Annotated in this window: 15 protein-coding genes; 9 read left to right on the forward strand and 6 right to left on the reverse strand. The window is 59.5% G+C overall.

The annotated features are described in order from the left end of the window. Positions 1-266 precede the first annotated feature (266 nt). A complete protein-coding gene (locus LDL37_RS15850) occupies positions 267-479 on the forward strand; it encodes a hypothetical protein (protein WP_232037006.1) in 213 nt (70 codons plus the stop codon). A 12-nt stretch (positions 480-491) separates the two neighbouring features. Here the strand turns inward: LDL37_RS15850 and LDL37_RS15855 are convergent, their stop codons facing one another. Beyond that, on the reverse strand, positions 492-767 hold the full coding sequence (locus LDL37_RS15855; protein ID WP_145987679.1) for a hypothetical protein: 276 nt from the start codon (positions 765-767) through the stop codon (positions 492-494). On the opposite strand from LDL37_RS15855, the gene LDL37_RS15860 reads away from it, so the two are divergent. After that, positions 760-990, forward strand: a complete 231-nt coding sequence (locus tag LDL37_RS15860) for a hypothetical protein (RefSeq protein ID WP_126421044.1) — start codon at positions 760-762, stop codon at positions 988-990. The two genes, LDL37_RS15855 and LDL37_RS15860, sit on opposite strands and share 8 nt — an antisense overlap. 3 nt (positions 991-993) lie before the next feature. On the opposite strand, the gene LDL37_RS15865 is transcribed toward LDL37_RS15860, so the two are convergent. Together LDL37_RS15865 and LDL37_RS15870 are read right to left on the reverse strand one after the other, a co-directional pair. Then, positions 994-1,449 carry a hypothetical protein gene (locus LDL37_RS15865; protein ID WP_290799806.1) on the reverse strand — a complete coding sequence of 152 codons (456 nt, stop codon included), beginning with the start codon at positions 1,447-1,449 and terminating at the stop codon, positions 994-996. A 92-nt stretch (positions 1,450-1,541) separates the two neighbouring features. Continuing rightward, positions 1,542-2,273 (reverse strand): glycosyltransferase family 2 protein, encoded by a 732-nt coding sequence (locus tag LDL37_RS15870; RefSeq protein WP_290799808.1) that lies wholly within the window; start codon positions 2,271-2,273, stop codon positions 1,542-1,544. A 186-nt stretch (positions 2,274-2,459) separates the two neighbouring features. Between LDL37_RS15870 and LDL37_RS15875 the strand changes: the two genes are divergently transcribed. The 3 genes from LDL37_RS15875 to LDL37_RS15885 all read left to right on the forward strand — a co-directional run bounded on the left by LDL37_RS15875 (position 2,460) and on the right by LDL37_RS15885 (position 6,911). Further along, a complete protein-coding gene (locus tag LDL37_RS15875) occupies positions 2,460-4,148 on the forward strand; it encodes a glycosyltransferase family 39 protein (RefSeq protein ID WP_290799811.1) in 1,689 nt (562 codons plus the stop codon). A gap of 59 nt (positions 4,149-4,207) precedes the next feature. Then, positions 4,208-5,647, forward strand: a complete 1,440-nt coding sequence (locus LDL37_RS15880; RefSeq protein ID WP_290799813.1) for a DUF1800 family protein — start codon at positions 4,208-4,210, stop codon at positions 5,645-5,647. 94 nt (positions 5,648-5,741) lie between these two features. Then, positions 5,742-6,911, forward strand: coding sequence for a DUF1501 domain-containing protein (locus LDL37_RS15885; RefSeq protein WP_290799814.1), 1,170 nt, complete (start codon positions 5,742-5,744; stop codon positions 6,909-6,911). Positions 6,912-7,038: 127 nt separating this feature from the next. On the opposite strand, the gene LDL37_RS15890 is transcribed toward LDL37_RS15885, so the two are convergent. Continuing rightward, positions 7,039-8,907, reverse strand: coding sequence for an ABC transporter ATP-binding protein (locus LDL37_RS15890; RefSeq protein ID WP_290799815.1), 1,869 nt, complete (start codon positions 8,905-8,907; stop codon positions 7,039-7,041). An 81-nt stretch (positions 8,908-8,988) separates the two neighbouring features. Between LDL37_RS15890 and LDL37_RS15895 the strand changes: the two genes are divergently transcribed. Continuing rightward, a complete protein-coding gene (locus tag LDL37_RS15895; protein ID WP_290799816.1) occupies positions 8,989-9,408 on the forward strand; it encodes an MAPEG family protein in 420 nt (139 codons plus the stop codon). Between the two features lie 158 nt (positions 9,409-9,566). On the opposite strand, the gene sugE is transcribed toward LDL37_RS15895, so the two are convergent. Both sugE and fumC read right to left on the reverse strand, forming a co-directional pair. Continuing rightward, positions 9,567-9,884 carry a quaternary ammonium compound efflux SMR transporter SugE gene (gene sugE / locus LDL37_RS15900; RefSeq protein ID WP_366509248.1) on the reverse strand — a complete coding sequence of 106 codons (318 nt, stop codon included), beginning with the start codon at positions 9,882-9,884 and terminating at the stop codon, positions 9,567-9,569. Positions 9,885-10,712: 828 nt separating this feature from the next. Next, positions 10,713-12,107: a class II fumarate hydratase gene (fumC, locus tag LDL37_RS15905; RefSeq protein ID WP_290799820.1), complete on the reverse strand. Its 1,395-nt coding sequence runs from the start codon at positions 12,105-12,107 to the stop codon at positions 10,713-10,715. A 430-nt stretch (positions 12,108-12,537) separates the two neighbouring features. On the opposite strand from fumC, the gene LDL37_RS15910 reads away from it, so the two are divergent. The 3 genes from LDL37_RS15910 (at position 12,538) to LDL37_RS15920 (ending at position 14,301) form a co-directional block, all read left to right on the forward strand. Continuing rightward, positions 12,538-13,128: a hypothetical protein gene (locus LDL37_RS15910; RefSeq protein WP_290799822.1), complete on the forward strand. Its 591-nt coding sequence runs from the start codon at positions 12,538-12,540 to the stop codon at positions 13,126-13,128. After that, entirely contained in the window at positions 13,125-13,874 is a 750-nt protein-coding gene (locus tag LDL37_RS15915) for a class I SAM-dependent methyltransferase (RefSeq protein WP_290799823.1), read from the forward strand. Before LDL37_RS15910 ends, LDL37_RS15915 begins: the two co-directional genes overlap by 4 nt. 268 nt (positions 13,875-14,142) lie before the next feature. Then, positions 14,143-14,301 (forward strand): hypothetical protein, encoded by a 159-nt coding sequence (locus LDL37_RS15920; RefSeq protein ID WP_290799824.1) that lies wholly within the window; start codon positions 14,143-14,145, stop codon positions 14,299-14,301. Positions 14,302-14,411 lie beyond the last annotated feature (110 nt).

A 14,411-nucleotide genomic window follows, 5' to 3' on the forward strand; every position in this document is an offset into this window, starting at 1 on the left:
CCCCCGGCGCGGCCCCCAGCGCGGGCGCAGCCGAACCGGCGGCCCCGGCTGCGGCTCCCGCCCCTGCGGCCGACAGCGATCAGGTCAATGAACTGCGTCAGCAGATCGAGGCCATGAAGGCGCAGATCGACCAGTTGGCGACGCGCAAATAGACTCTGTTTTAAGACTATGGGTGTAGAGTGGGCGGGAGCTTCGGTTTTCGCCCCTTTTCTTTTGCCGACAGAATGACGAAAAAGCCCAACCTTCCTGTGCCTGCTGGTCCCGCTGTGGAACACGAACCCTCGTCCACGCGGCGGGTCAACAAGGCCTATGAGAATGTGGACTATGCGGCGCAGGTGCTGGGCGGCGGCGAAAAGCGCGGCCTGCGCGGCGGGCCGGAGACGCTGGGGCGGGCAAAAAAGACCTATCTGGCGTCCGAATATTCCGGGCCGAACGACCGCCGCCCGGCACCGGGCCGCATCAAGCGCGAGAAGATATAGGGTTAAGAGTCGTTAAGCCTGCGGCACGGCTTTTGCAACGCGCCCCGCATCTGATGCGGAGCGTCCCATGCCTACCTTGATGCCGATCCTGACCAAGACCTTCGACGTGCTGCTGGTCGCCACCATCTTCACGCTGTTTACGTAGGCGCGATATTTTAGTTGGAAATACCATCCCGCTACGGCACCTCCCCTGAAACAGTTTTCGGCAAAGCGAAATCCGGGAAGATGAGTTGGACGATTGAGTAGTGCCGTCCGGCGTTTCAGCATAAGGGCTTCGAGAATGGACAAGCTACTGTTTGAACTGGCGGATTTGCAAATCTGGCGGCGCGGCAACCGTTATTTTGTGCGCTATGATGCCGGATCGCATCAAGTTGTCATCCGCGAAGATGAAATCAGCGAAACCGAGGCACGCGAAGGGATGAAAAGCGGCGTAGCGGCGGTGAAAATGCTCCATGCCGTGCAAGACAGGCTCATCCAGCAGGGCATCAACCCGTACACTTCAAACCTGTGACGCTCAGCCAAATTCCAGATCGCGGCGGGCGGTGATGATGGTCACGATAAAGCCGGCCAGCACATCGAGCAGCGTCATGGTGGTGAGCAGGAAGAAGGTCGACGTGCCAAACGGGCGCAGCAGCAGAAACTCGACCAGACAGATGATAAACAGCACCATCGACAGCGAGTGATTGACGATGGCCACGCTGTCCGAACGGGTCGATTTCAGAAGCTCGAAAAACAGCATGATCAGGCCGATAAACACCACCACATCGCCGGTGGAGATCAGCCACTTCGTCCCGGCCGACGGCATGGGCACGCTGAACAGCACGTGGCTCAGGCCATTATAGGCGGAATTGGCGTCGCTGCCGAACATGTGGAACAGGGCGACGATATTATACACCGCAACGGGAATGGCCAGCATCGGGAAGGCCGTCAGAATCCCCCCCTCGTCCTTCTTGGCCGGTGCATTCGCCATGTGCTTCCCCGTTTGCGAGATGACTGCTGTACCTACTACCGCGTTTCGCTGTTCCTGACTAGCCATCCCGTTAACCCCGTTCTCAGAGAGGTCTAAACCTCCGTGGTCCGCCCCGGCAGGCGGCGGCGGCTGTTCAGCCACATGACGCCCGGCAGGTCGGTCAGCGCGTTCTTCAGGCGGCCCCAGTTGGTGTATTTGGAGCTGCCCGTCGTGCGCAGGCGGTCATCGACCGGTTCAAAAAGCGTAACATAGCCTTCGCGGTTGACCAAGGCCGGGATGTAGCGGTGCATATTGTCGAAATAGGGCAGACGCAGAAACAGGTCGCGGCGAATGGCCTTGATACCGCAGCCGGTGTCGTTTGAGCCGTCTTTCAGCAGGTTCCTGCGGATGCCGTTGGCCCAGCGCGAGGCCCATTTCTTTGAGGCCGTGTCCTGACGGCGGCGGCGCTCACCGGCGACCATGCCCACGCTGGTATCGGCGGCCATCAGCATCTGCGCCACCTTCAGAACGTCCGAAGCCGGGTTCTGACCATCACCGTCCATCATGGCGATGATGTCACCGCGCGCATGAAGCACGCCCGTGAACACGCCGCCCGACTTACCCACATTGTTTTCATGGCGGATGACGCGCAGTTCCGGCACCGAGGCTTTCAACCCGCTCAGCACCTGCGGCGTCGCGTCTGTCGATTTATCGTCCACAAACACCAGCTCGTAATTCCCGGCCCCAAGGCCCGCGTCAAACACGCTTTTCAGCTCCTGCACCACCTGCGGGGTGGCCCCCTCTTCATTGTGGACGGCAACGACGACGGACACGGGTACGGACATGGATGAGCGGCTCTTTGCGGGAAAGGGAGGCGTGGTCGGCGCGACCAGCGGTAATATGAGTCTGGCGTCTTATCAGGTTTGCGGTTAAGCGTAAACCGAACACCCCCTCATCAGGAGTCCGGTGCCCCGCCGCACCCGGATTTCGCGCCTGTGAGGCCGCTTTGCCCCTGTGAGCCCGCTTTGCCTATGTCCAGCAAGACCTTCTCCCCCCTGAGCCCTGATCTGCGCGGCCCGCTGCTGGCGGCGATCATCGCTTTTCTGGTTGGCCTGCCCTGCGCCCTGCTGATCCCGCCGCTCGACCGCGACGAATCGCGCTTCGCTCAAGCCTCCAGCCAGATGCTGGAATCGAAGGACTTCATCAATATCAGCTATCAGGACCGCCCGCGGCACAAGAAGCCGGTCGGCATCCACTGGCTTCAGGCCGCTTCGACCGCGCTGACCTCTGACGTGGCGGCGCGGGACATCCTCTCCTACCGCTGGCCGTCGCTGTTTGGCGCGGCCTTGGCGGCCTTTGCCATGAGCTGGGGCGCGGGTTTCCTGTTTGACCGCCGGCAGGGGCTGATCGCCGGGGTACTGTTCGGCGTCTCCTTCCTGTTGTCCAGCGAAGCCTTTATCGCCAAGACCGATGCGGTGCTGTGCGGTCTGACCACCCTGTTCCTGATGGCGCTGGCGCGCATCTACGTCACCTATCGTCAGCGCACAGACCTCAGCGAAAAGCCCAAACTGACGAAGTACAAGCTGATCTTCTGGCTGGCCTTTGGCGGCTCGGTCCTGATCAAGGGACCGATCGGGCCGATGATGTTCGCCGCCACGGCGCTGGCGCTGTTGGGCTGGGATCTGAAGGCCAAGGTGCCCGGTGCCGCCGACTGGCTGAAACACCTCGGCTGGACGTGGGGGCTGCTGATCACCGCCCTGATCGTCGGGCCGTGGGCCATCGCCATCACCATAGCCACCGACGGCGGCTTCTGGGGTACGGCCATCGGCGACGACTTTGCGCCCAAGCTGGTGTCGGGGTCCGAGGGTCATTTCGCCTGGCCCGGCTATCATACGCTGGCCCTGCCGCTTCTGTTCTTCCCCTTAAGCTTCCTTCTGGGCGGCGCGCTGCAAACGGCCCTGACGCGCTATGCGGAGCCCGCCGTGCGCTTTGCCATCTGCTGGTTCGTGCCGGGCTTCCTGATCTTTGAAGCCTCACCCACCAAGCTGGTCCACTATCCGCTGCCGACCTATGGCGGTCTGGTGCTGCTGGCGGTGCTGGGGCTGTCGATCCCGCTGAAGACCTGGGCCAAGGTGATGAACACCGGGCTGGGCCTGTTCGGTGGCTTCCTGATCACCGCCATCGCCGCCTATGGCCTGTCGGAGTTTGGTCATGCCGGCGTGGCGGTTCTGGTCACCATCGTGGCTGCGGCGGCGCTGCTGATCGGGGGTCTGGCGGCGCTGTTCCTGTGGCGTCAGCATATGAACACGGCGCTGGCCTGTCTGATCGGCGCAGGCGTGGTGGCGCACCTCGGCTTCGTCGCCACCCTGTCGGAGCTTAAGCCCCTGTGGATGTCGCGTAATCTCGAAGCGGCGCTGGTCGAAACCGGCCTCGATCCGCGCAAGGGCCTGCAACCGGGCCCGGTGGCGACGCTGGGCTATGCCGAACCGTCCTTCGTCTTTGCCATGGGCACGGAAACCGAGCTGGCCGACACGCCGGAACAGGCCGCCGCCGCCCTGCTGCAAGGGCGTCCGGTGTGCGTCGAAGGCCGCCACGACGCGGAGTTCCGCAAGGCCGTCAGCGCCGCCGGTCTGAGGCCGCGCGCTGTCAAAACCATCGAGGGCTATAACTACTCGAACGGCGACCCTGTGAAGATCACGCTGTATCAGTTGCAGAAGTAAGCGAAGGGTCGCGCCAGCTCCTTACGTATCACCTCTGTAATAAAGACAGAGGAGGCGTCATGAGCCCGGACACACGAGCCGCCATCGCGTTCAGCCGTTTCGGATTGGGCATCACGCCCAGGGGCCTCGGCGCGGCCTCCGGTGAGGCGCGCGAAGCGCTGCTGGCGGAACTGAAATCCCCCCCGACCCTCAGCATGAGCCTGAGCGACGCGCAGCGCGATCTGGGCTTTTCCAGCGCCCTGCCGCCGACGCCGGAACTGCTCACTCAGTTGGCCGCCTATAACCGCGCCCGTAAAGAGCGGCGCGAGATCAAGGCGCAAAACCAGACACCCGCGCCAGACATCCCGTCAATGGCCGCCCCCGATATGGCGGGCAAACAGCCGCCCCTGATGGACGATCAGCGACTGCCGCAGGCCGTCAGCTTTGCCGAGGTCGCCGCCCGGCTGAAGGTCTGGGGCGACGCCCGCATCGGTTTCCATGAGCGGCTGGTGATGTTCTGGGCCAATCACTTCGCCGTGTCAGTCGATAAGGGCCTGCCTGTGCGCGTGCTGGCCGGGGCCTATGAGCGCGAGGCGATCCGTCCACACATTACCGGCCGCTTCCGCGACCTGTTGCTGGCCGCCGAGCGCCATCCGGCCATGCAGGTTTATCTGGATAATGACGCCTCGATCGGGCCGAACGCCCGCGCCAACCGCAATGGCAAGCGCGGCCTGAATGAGAATCTGGCGCGTGAAATCCTCGAACTGCACACGCTGGGCGTCAATGGCGGCTACACGCAGGCCGATGTGACGCGCTTTGCCAAGGTGATTACCGGCTGGGGGATCAACCGCAGCGGTCAGGGCGACGGCTTCCGCTTCAACCCCAATGCCCACGAGCCGGGCCCGCAGACGATCCTGGGCAAGACCTATGCCGATGACGGCGAAGCGCAGGGCATCCGCGTGCTCGAAGACCTCGCCCGCCATCCGGCGACCGCCAAGCACATCGCCACCAAGCTGGTGCGCCACTTCGTCAGCGATCAGCCGCCACCGGCTCTGGTCGATCGGGTGAGCCAGCGGTTCCTTGAGACCGACGGCGACCTCAGCGCCGTCTATGCGACCCTGATCGCCGCCGAGGAGAGCTGGAGCGCGCCGCGCGCCAAGCTGCGGACCCCGCAGGAATATGTGATCGCCAGCCTGCGGGCGCTCGATACGCCGATCCAGCCGCAGCGCTTCCTGCAAACCCTGCGCGTGCTGGGTCAGCCCCTGTGGCAGCCGCCCGGCCCCAACGGCTTTTCCGATCTGGCCAGCGTCTGGGCCACACCTGAAGGCCTGAACAACCGCCTCGACCTCGCCTACCAGTTATCGGAGCGGCTGGCTGAACGGACCGATCCGCGCGTCTTTGCCGAAGAGCGGCTGAAAGGCCTGATCTCCGAGACCACCCGCCGTTCGGTCGCCCTGGCCGAAACCCGTCCGCAGGGCCTGGCCCTCGTGCTCCTCTCCCCCGAATTCATGAGGCGTTAGCGCCCGTATGGCTGCGCCACACCGGCGCTAACATTTTTGCTGACGCGCTTTTGAATCCGAAAAGTGCGTCCCACTTTTCGGAAAGCGCTTGAAAATGATCGACCGCCGCTCCTTCCTCGTTGCCTCCACCGGCCTTTTTGCTTCGGCTGTGCTGCCGCAGAGCGCCTTTGCCGCGGGACGCGATCCGCGCTTCATCGTCATCATCCTGCGCGGCGCGCTCGATGGCCTCGCCGCCGTGCCACCAGTCGGTGACCCAGACTTCGCCGCCCTGCGTCCCCCGGCGTGGGAGGGCGAGGCCCTGCCGCTCAACGGGTTTTTTGCCCTGAACCCGGCTATGCCCAACCTGAAACGCCTCTATGGCGCGGGTCAGGCGGCGATCGTCCACGCCTCGGCCACCCCCTATCGCAACCGCTCGCACTTCGACGGGCAGGACGTGCTGGAGTCGGGCTTTGATGTGCCCGGCCACGCCGATACGGGCTGGCTCAACCGCCTGATCCTGTCGCTGGGGCAAGGGTCAAAGATCGGCGCCGCGCAAAAATCCCTGTCGGTTGGTACGCTGACGCCGCTGGTCATCCGCGGCGAAGCGCCGCTGCTCGGCTGGGCCCCGCAACAGTTGAAGGCCGCCGATCCCGACCTCGCCCCGCGCCTGTTGCGCCTCTATGGCGAGACTGACCCGGCCCTGATGACCGTGCTGCAAGAAGGCATCGACACCGGCAAGATCGCGTCCGGCATGAACCCGATGATGGGCGGCGGCGGCCCGGCCGGGGCCATGGTCGATATGGCCAAGGGGGCGGCGGCCCTGATGGGGCGCGACGACGGCCCGCGTATCGCCGCCATGGCTTTCGATGGCTGGGACACCCACACCGCCGAACAGCGCCGCCTGACGCAGCTTCTGGGCGGCCTCGATCAGTCTCTGGCCGCTTTTGAACAGGGTCTGGGGGCGAAATGGGCCGACACGGTGGTGCTGGTGGCGACCGAATTTGGCCGCACGGCGCGCTTTAACGGCACGCAGGGCTCCGACCACGGTCAGGCGACTACGGCCTTCCTTGCTGGCGGTGCGGTGAAGGGCGGGCGCGTCATCGCTGACTGGCCGGGGCTGAAGGCCGCGCAACTCTACGAAGGGCGCGACCTCACCCCGACCACGGACCTGCGCGCTGTGGTGATGGGCGTGGCCCGCGACCATCTGGGGGCCGATGTGCGCCGGCTACAGACCGACGTCTTCCCCGGCGCGCTGAGCGTCAAACCGCTGGACGGGCTCGTGTAATACCAACGGCCGAAGATGCTGACGCATCCGGCCGTTGAAAACTCGAGACTGTCTCATATGTGTCAGAAACATGAGACAGTCTCGAAAGGCATACCAAGAGTCATTTTCAATGACCCTTGGTATAAGATCACTCCGCGATAAAGCCGCCGGTCTGGCGGGCCCACAGGCGGGCATAGAGGCCCTGCGCGGCCAGAAGCTCCGCATGGGTGCCGGTTTCGATAATCCGCCCCTCTTCGAGCACCACCAGACGGTCCATCCGAGCGATGGTTGACAGCCGGTGCGCGATGGCGATGACCGTCTTGTCCTGCATCAGCTCGATCAGGCTGTCCTGAATGGCGGCTTCGACCTCGGAATCGAGCGCCGCCGTGGCTTCGTCCATGATCAGGATCGGCGCGTTTTTGAGCAGGACGCGGGCGATGGCGATGCGCTGCCTCTGACCGCCGGACAGCTTAACGCCGCGCTCCCCCACATGGGCGTCGAGGCCGGAGCGACCCTTATTGTCGCGCAGATCAGGGATGAAGTCCCAGGCGTGGGCGCGACGGGCGGCTTCGATGATCTCGTCATCCGAGGCTCCCGGCCGGCCATAGGCGATATTGGCTCGGATCGAACGGTGCAGCAACGACGTGTCCTGCGTCACCATGCCGATATGGGCGCGAAGGGAGTCCTGCGTGACGTGCGCAATATCCTGCCCGTCGATCCGGATGCGCCCTTCGCTGAGGTCGTAAAGGCGCAAAAAGACATTGACCAGCGTCGATTTGCCCGCGCCGGACGGCCCGACCAGCCCGATCTTTTCGCCCGCTGCGATGGTCAAGTCGATGCCGTTCAATGCGGGTTTGCCTTCGGCGTAATTGAAGCGGACCCGCTCAAATTGCACCTCACCCGCCGTGACGCTCAGCGGCTTGGCGTCCGGGGCGTCGCTGACGCTGTGGGCTCTGGCGATGGTCTCGATGCCGTTCTGCACCGTGCCGATGTTTTCAAACAGGCTGGTGACCTGAAACATCACCCAGCCGGACATGTTGAGCACGCGCTGCGTCAGGGCACCGACCAGAGCGATGGCCCCGACGGTGATCAGCCCCTGCCCCCACAGCCACACGGCCAGCACGCCGGTCGAGAGCAGAAGGGCGGCATTGAGACAGGCCACAAGGATATCCAGCCGCGTGATCAGGCGCTGTTGCTGCTGCCATTTGGCGGTGTTGTCCTCCAGCGCCTCACGCACATAGGCGTCTTCGCGCGACGGATCGGCGAACAGCTTGACCGTCTGGATATTGGTGTAGCTATCGACCACGCGACCGACCAGCGCCGAGCGGGCTTCGGAGGCCTGCTCAGAGGCGCTCGACAGCTTCGGCACAAAGCGCCAGCAGATCAGGCCATAGCTGATCAGCCACAGGCTCAGCGGCACGATCAGGCGGATATCGGCCTGAAAGAACAGGTAAAGCGCGCTGGAGAAATAGACCAGCACGTAGAGGAAGGTGTCGCACAGCGTGATCAGGGTGTTGCGCACGCTCGACGCGCTATCGACCACCTTGGACGCCACGCGGCCGGCAAAGTCGTTGGAGAAAAAGCTCATCGACTGACGCACCACGTGGCGGTGCGACTGCCAGCGGATCAGGGCCGGGAAGTTGGTCGTCACCCCCTGTTGCAGCAGCAGCGACTGGATCAGCACCAGCAGCGGCCAGCCAAGACCTAACAACAACAGCATGGCGATAAAATAGTGCCCGTGCTGCGCCCAAAGCTGCGACGGCTTTGTGGTGTTGAGGATATCGACGATGTCGGCGATGAAGCGGAAGATCATCACCTCGGTCAGGGTGACCAAGAGGCCCGCCGCCAGAACGCCGGCAAAGACGGGCCAGGTCTGACGGAGATAGACGAGAAAATAGGGCACGATCGACGCCGGCGGCGTCGCTTCGGGATAGGGCCTGAACGGGTCGATCAGGCGCTCAAAACGGCGAAACAGGGCGGTCAGCATGGCACAGCTTTCGGATGGGGCCGCACGCATGGCAGCCGCGCCGGTCAGGAGGCGTCAGTAGCCGAAAGCGGCGGATCGTGTCATGCTCAAAAACATGAAAACGGAGGTTCCATGCCCAATACGCTTCTGATCCTGTGGCCGATGGGCGCGCTGGCCGCCCTCACCTTTGTCATGCTGACGGGTATCCTGATCACGCGCATCGCCGCGGCCAAGGCCGGACAGGTGACGCCGCGCGACTTCGCTTTTGGCGAAAGCGAGCGGGTGCCGAAACAGAGCCGCCTGATCAGCCGCAACTATTCGAGCCTGTTTGAGCTGCCGGTGCTGTTCTACGTTCTGTGCCTGATGCTGTTTGTCACGAAAACGGTCAGCGATGTGCAACTGATACTGGCCTGGGCCTATGTGGCCTTGCGGGTCCTGCATAGCCTGATCCACGTGACGATCAACCACATCCTGTTCCGCCTGCTGGCCTTTGCGGGGTCCGTGACGGTGCTGCTGACGATGTGGGTGCTGTTTTTTGTGCGGCTGGCGTAAAAGCGCGCTCCATTATACCTCCCCGCCTTTGGCGGGGAGCCGGGCGGCCGGTGCCGGGGACCGCACGAGCCTGTCTGAGCCTAAGCGAAGACGGGTGGGATGTGGTGGTGGGGGCCTTTCTGAGAGCGCGTTTCGTTCAGGTTGAATCATAAACAGGCTTAAGCCGCCGTCGCCTTGAGCCCGATAATCGCCACCAGCAGCATCCCCAGAAACAGGAGCCGCATCGGCGTCACGGCCTCGTGGAACAGCACGATGCCGAGGATCGCCGCCCCCAGCGCCCCGATGCCCACCCACACGCCATAGGCCGTGCCGATGGGCAGGCTTTGCGCAGCCCTGGCCAGCAAAAACATACTCCCGGCCAGCGTCACCAGCGTGAACAGGCTCGGCACGGGCTTCGTAAAGCCGTGGCTGTATTTCAGCCCGATGGCCCAGCACACCTCCAGCAGCCCGGCAATAATCAGATACACCCACGGCATCGGCAAGACCGTCGTCATGACAGACTCCTTTGAAAACATCATGTCAGGGAGCGTCGTCTTGTCTGCCCGGCCTTTTTGCCGCGCACCCGTACCCCAAAACCGCGTGGCACTTTTGGGGATGCGCTGACTCCGGTCCCGGTACGGCGCGTCTCGTCGGGAACAGATAAGCTATAGCAAATGCGGCACGCCGGATAAAGCCCTGATCGGCCTCAGCTTTTGACCACATTACAGGCCTGTAAGTTATTACACAAAATTCATTAAATAAATCAAATGATTAAATCCCGTTCATGACGTTCATTTAATTTGAAACTATCGGCGGGCTGCGGCATACCCACATCACCGGCGGACGAAACGCCGCCCCACACAAGCAAACCTTAAACCGAATACTTATCTAACCGAAAGGATATCGACATGCAAATCTCTCTGACCGGCGCCACCTTCCTCAGCTTTGCAGCCTTCCTGACCATCGCCCTGCTCAGCATCTGAGCCATTACTTGCACACACCGAAAGATATACACCATGACCCGCTACCTCACCCCGCTCTACTTCCTGTCGATCACCGCCTTCTGCGTGATCTCGCTCCTCACCATCGCTTAAGGATAAGTCCCATGACCAACGCATTAACCGGCCTGTTCTTCCTGTCGTTTGCCGCCCTCGCCACCGTCGCCCTGCTCGTCATCTGAGCGATGCTGACAGATGAGTAATGCGTAACGACAGGGAGGCGCTGATGCCCACCGCACAGCCAAACACCAAAACCAAACGGCCAAAAAAACGGGCGGAAGACTGATCTTCCGCCCGTTTGTTTTTTTGCCGAAACCGACCCGCCAATTAACCGGGGCTGACCATGTTTTCCGGGCGGACGTACTGATCGAACTCTTCGTTGGTCAGGTAGCCGCCGCCGACCGCCTCTTCGCGCAGCGTCGTGCCGTTCTTGTGCGCGGTCTTGGCGATCTTGGCGCAGGCATCATAGCCCAGACGCCCGTTCAGCGCCGTCACCAGCATCAGCGAGTTTTCGACGCCCTTACGGATATTGTCGATCCGCGGCTCGATCCCCACCACGCAGTTGTCGGTGAACGACACGGCCGCATCGGCCAAGAGGCGCACCGATTGCAGGAAGTTATAGGCCATGACCGGGTTAAAGACGTTCAGTTCAAAATGCCCCTGCGAACCCGCAAACGTCAGGGCCGCATGGTTGCCGAACACCTGCACGCAGACCTGAGTGAGCGCCTCGCACTGGGTCGGGTTGACCTTGCCTGGCATGATGGACGAGCCGGGCTCGTTTTCCGGCAGCGCCAGTTCGCCCAGACCCGCGCGCGGGCCGGAGCCGAGGAAACGGATATCGTTGGCGATCTTGAACAGCGACGCGGCCACCGTATTGATGGCCCCGTGCGAGAAGACCATGGCGTCGTGCGCCGCCAGCGCTTCAAACTTGTTCGGCGCCGTGGTGAAGCCAAGGCCCGTGATGCGCGCAATGGCTTCGGCCACGCCCTCGGCAAAGCCGATCGGCGCGTTGAGCCCGGTGCCGACCGCCGTGCCGCCCTGCGCCAGTTGCATCAGCGCCGGCAGCGTCGATTCAATGCGCGCAATGCCGTTTTCGACCTGCTTGGCATAGCCCGAAAACTCCTGACCGAGCGTCAAGGGTGTGGCGTCCTGCGTATGGGTGCGGCCGATCTTGATGATCTCGGCCCAGGCCTTCGCCTTGGCATCGAGCGCGGCGTGCAGGTGCTTCAGCGCCGGCAAGAGGTCGTGCACGATCTGCTCGGCGCAGGCCACGTGCATGGCCGTCGGATAGGTGTCGTTCGACGACTGCGACATGTTGACGTGGTCGTTGGGGTGCACCGGCTTTTTCGAGCCCATCTCACCGCCCAGAATTTCGATGGCGCGGTTGGAGATGACTTCGTTGGCGTTCATGTTGGACTGCGTGCCCGAACCGGTCTGCCACACCACCAGAGGGAAGTGGTCATTGAGCTTGCCCTCGATCACTTCGTTGGCGGCCTGAATGATGGCATTGGCGATGGTGGCGTCCAGCTTGCCCAGAGACTGATTGGTTTCCGCCGCCGCGCGCTTGACGATCCCCAGCGCCCGCACCACCGGCAGGGGCTGCTTTTCCCAGCCGATCTTGAAATTGCCGAGGCTGCGCTGCGCCTGCGCGCCCCAGTATTTCGAATTATCGACCTCGATGGGGCCGAAGGTATCGGTTTCGGTACGGGTAGTTTTGGTCATGACGGGAGTCTCCGTTACTGCCGGGGCATCCACGACCGGGGCCTGAGACGCTTGGGTCTTTGCCGTAGTCTGAGTCTTTTGGGCCTTCGATTTTTTCTTGCCGAACAACCAGCCGAACATGGATGCACCCCTCCTGAAAATCTGCGGCTTTCAGTGGAACATTTGCCCCAAAAGGGCAAGGGGTTTTGTGGGGGGGGAACTCTTCAAGCCATTGTTCGGGTCAGCATGGCGAATAAAAGTCGGCAATGTGCGCCTTGACTTTTTCACACTCTAATCTCAAAGTTGAAAAAATACAGTGATTGTAATTTTTGAGTGCGTAAAATGTTTCGTTACGGGCAACGCGATGATAATCTGCTGCGTTGCATTGATAAACATAGAAAGCGATTTCGGCACTCAAGTGAGTTCGAAATTCATTTTCAGGAGGGGCAATATGTCACTGCAAATATTAGGATTTGTGGCCAATGCTTTATCTATATTAGCGATACCATTCGCAGTGCTTAATTCTAAACAAAACATCGTTCCATACATAGATAACAAATTTTCCGCGGCGATGCTTTTTTTAGCTGCATCCGTAATATTTATTCTTTGCATTAAAGAATATATAGAAAAAAATAAAGGAAAAACATATAAAAACGATGATGAAATAAAAAAAGCTATGTTTAACATAATAAAAAATAGCGGAAGCACCGTTATTGTAACCAGAAATATGTCGTGGTCTAACGATAAGGATATAGAAAATGAATTGGGCAGAAAATCATCACATGGAGACTTGAAAATATACTTGCAACATATACCAAATAACTTAGATGAAATTGCAAATTTAAAAAATTCTATGAAAAAATACAATTTAAATTTTACGCCATCTTGTCGATTCACGATTTCCAATAATGGACATCATAATGAGGCAATGCATATAGCAGTACCCGGAAACGGTAAACATTCTATATATAGTTACAGCTCAAATGACGGTCCGATTTTTTATCTCGCAAAAGATTTAGTTAGGCTTCTTGAAACCTCATGAAAATACTAAACAAAATAGAAAACGATGATATAGCAATTTCTTGGGATGAAATTGCAAATATTCGTTATGAAGAAATAAACAGTGGGCGCGACACAACATATAATCACATTTTAATGCCCATTTTTCATCACGAACTGAAATCACTAAAACCAAAAAAGGTATTGGATGCCGGTTGCGGATTAGGATTTATAACTAAAGACATTTCAAAATTTTCAAAATATGTGGTTGGGGTAGATTTAAGCAGCCGCTCCATAGACATGGCTCGTCAGCACAACTCATCAGAAAATATAGAATATAAATGTAGTTCTGTGGAAGGTTTAAAATATATTGAAGAATTTGATGTAGTTATATCAAACATGGTTCTAATGGATTGCGTTGACCATAGATCGTTCTTACGCGCTTGTTATAAGATGCTGGCCCCCGGGGGGACTTTAATAGCTACAATAACAAATCCAAATGTTTGGCCAAGATATTGGGGATACGAGAAGTATTCATGGTTTTCATATCATTCCACAATACATATTCTGGCTGAATTTCAATCTTCAGGCGCTGGAAAATCTGGGCACAAGGCCATTCATACACACAGACCTTTATCTGATTATTTGAATGCGTTTTCTGAAACAGGATTTGAAATGCTTAACATTTCCGAAATTACTGGATCAATCGTTCGATCAAAAATCATCTCGAAACTTCCCAGATACATAAAATTTAAATTTACTAAGACAACAAACGGAGCGATGTTGTAAATTTTAATTTTTTATTAATTTCAATATCATCAGCTCACTACCTGAGGTCAGTTCCCAAGCGATCCATTTGGGTACCCTTTCCGACCAAATGCGCCCTCGAGCTGGGCTTTAGAAATCTACACCCTCATGTAGTAATGTCTGGAAACGCCACAAATACCTTTTGAAGACCACGAGCGTCAGCCTTAGAGAGCATTTCGAGGAGTTAATAAGGTGTTGGCGAAGCTGGTCAATATAACAATCCAGCAAAGTCGGAGGAGGCAGATTGGACATGGTCGAAACGGTTGAACGCCGGTTGGCGGCGCTGGATCAGGCCTTGGCCGAAGCCCTGACCGCCGAGGCTGAAGGCCGCGTCATGTCGCTGGAAGACGCCGCTGCGCAAGTCAAAGCCAAGATCAAGGCTGTGGCGGACCGGCGCGCAGACGCCTGAAAGCCGCGGCGATAACAAAATCTATCCCCCTCGCTGAAAGCCGGTGCATCCTGTGGGCATGGCTTTGGACACGCACAGCACAGAGGAGAGACTAAGCCCGGAGGTTCGGC

The sequence above is a fragment of the Asticcacaulis sp. genome, from assembly GCF_020217185.1.
GTDB lineage: Bacteria > Pseudomonadota > Alphaproteobacteria > Caulobacterales > Caulobacteraceae > Asticcacaulis.

What these genes read in the sequence shown, in the direction of transcription:
- LDL37_RS15860 (WP_126421044.1), top strand. Translation starts at nt 760, where the DNA reads ATGGACAAGCTACTGTTTGAACTGGCGGATTTGCAAATCTGGCGGCGC.
- LDL37_RS15865 (WP_290799806.1), bottom strand. Translation starts at nt 1,449, where the DNA reads ATGGCGAATGCACCGGCCAAGAAGGACGAGGGGGGGATTCTGACGGCC.
- LDL37_RS15870 (WP_290799808.1), bottom strand. Translation starts at nt 2,273, where the DNA reads ATGTCCGTACCCGTGTCCGTCGTCGTTGCCGTCCACAATGAAGAGGGG.
- LDL37_RS15875 (WP_290799811.1), top strand. Translation starts at nt 2,460, where the DNA reads ATGTCCAGCAAGACCTTCTCCCCCCTGAGCCCTGATCTGCGCGGCCCG.
- LDL37_RS15880 (WP_290799813.1), top strand. Translation starts at nt 4,208, where the DNA reads ATGAGCCCGGACACACGAGCCGCCATCGCGTTCAGCCGTTTCGGATTG.
- LDL37_RS15885 (WP_290799814.1), top strand. Translation starts at nt 5,742, where the DNA reads ATGATCGACCGCCGCTCCTTCCTCGTTGCCTCCACCGGCCTTTTTGCT.
- LDL37_RS15890 (WP_290799815.1), bottom strand. Translation starts at nt 8,907, where the DNA reads ATGCGTGCGGCCCCATCCGAAAGCTGTGCCATGCTGACCGCCCTGTTT.
- LDL37_RS15895 (WP_290799816.1), top strand. Translation starts at nt 8,989, where the DNA reads ATGCCCAATACGCTTCTGATCCTGTGGCCGATGGGCGCGCTGGCCGCC.
- sugE (WP_366509248.1), bottom strand. Translation starts at nt 9,884, where the DNA reads ATGCCGTGGGTGTATCTGATTATTGCCGGGCTGCTGGAGGTGTGCTGG.
- fumC (WP_290799820.1), bottom strand. Translation starts at nt 12,107, where the DNA reads ATGACCAAAACTACCCGTACCGAAACCGATACCTTCGGCCCCATCGAG.
- LDL37_RS15910 (WP_290799822.1), top strand. Translation starts at nt 12,538, where the DNA reads ATGTCACTGCAAATATTAGGATTTGTGGCCAATGCTTTATCTATATTA.
- LDL37_RS15915 (WP_290799823.1), top strand. Translation starts at nt 13,125, where the DNA reads ATGAAAATACTAAACAAAATAGAAAACGATGATATAGCAATTTCTTGG.
- LDL37_RS15920 (WP_290799824.1), top strand. Translation starts at nt 14,143, where the DNA reads ATGGTCGAAACGGTTGAACGCCGGTTGGCGGCGCTGGATCAGGCCTTG.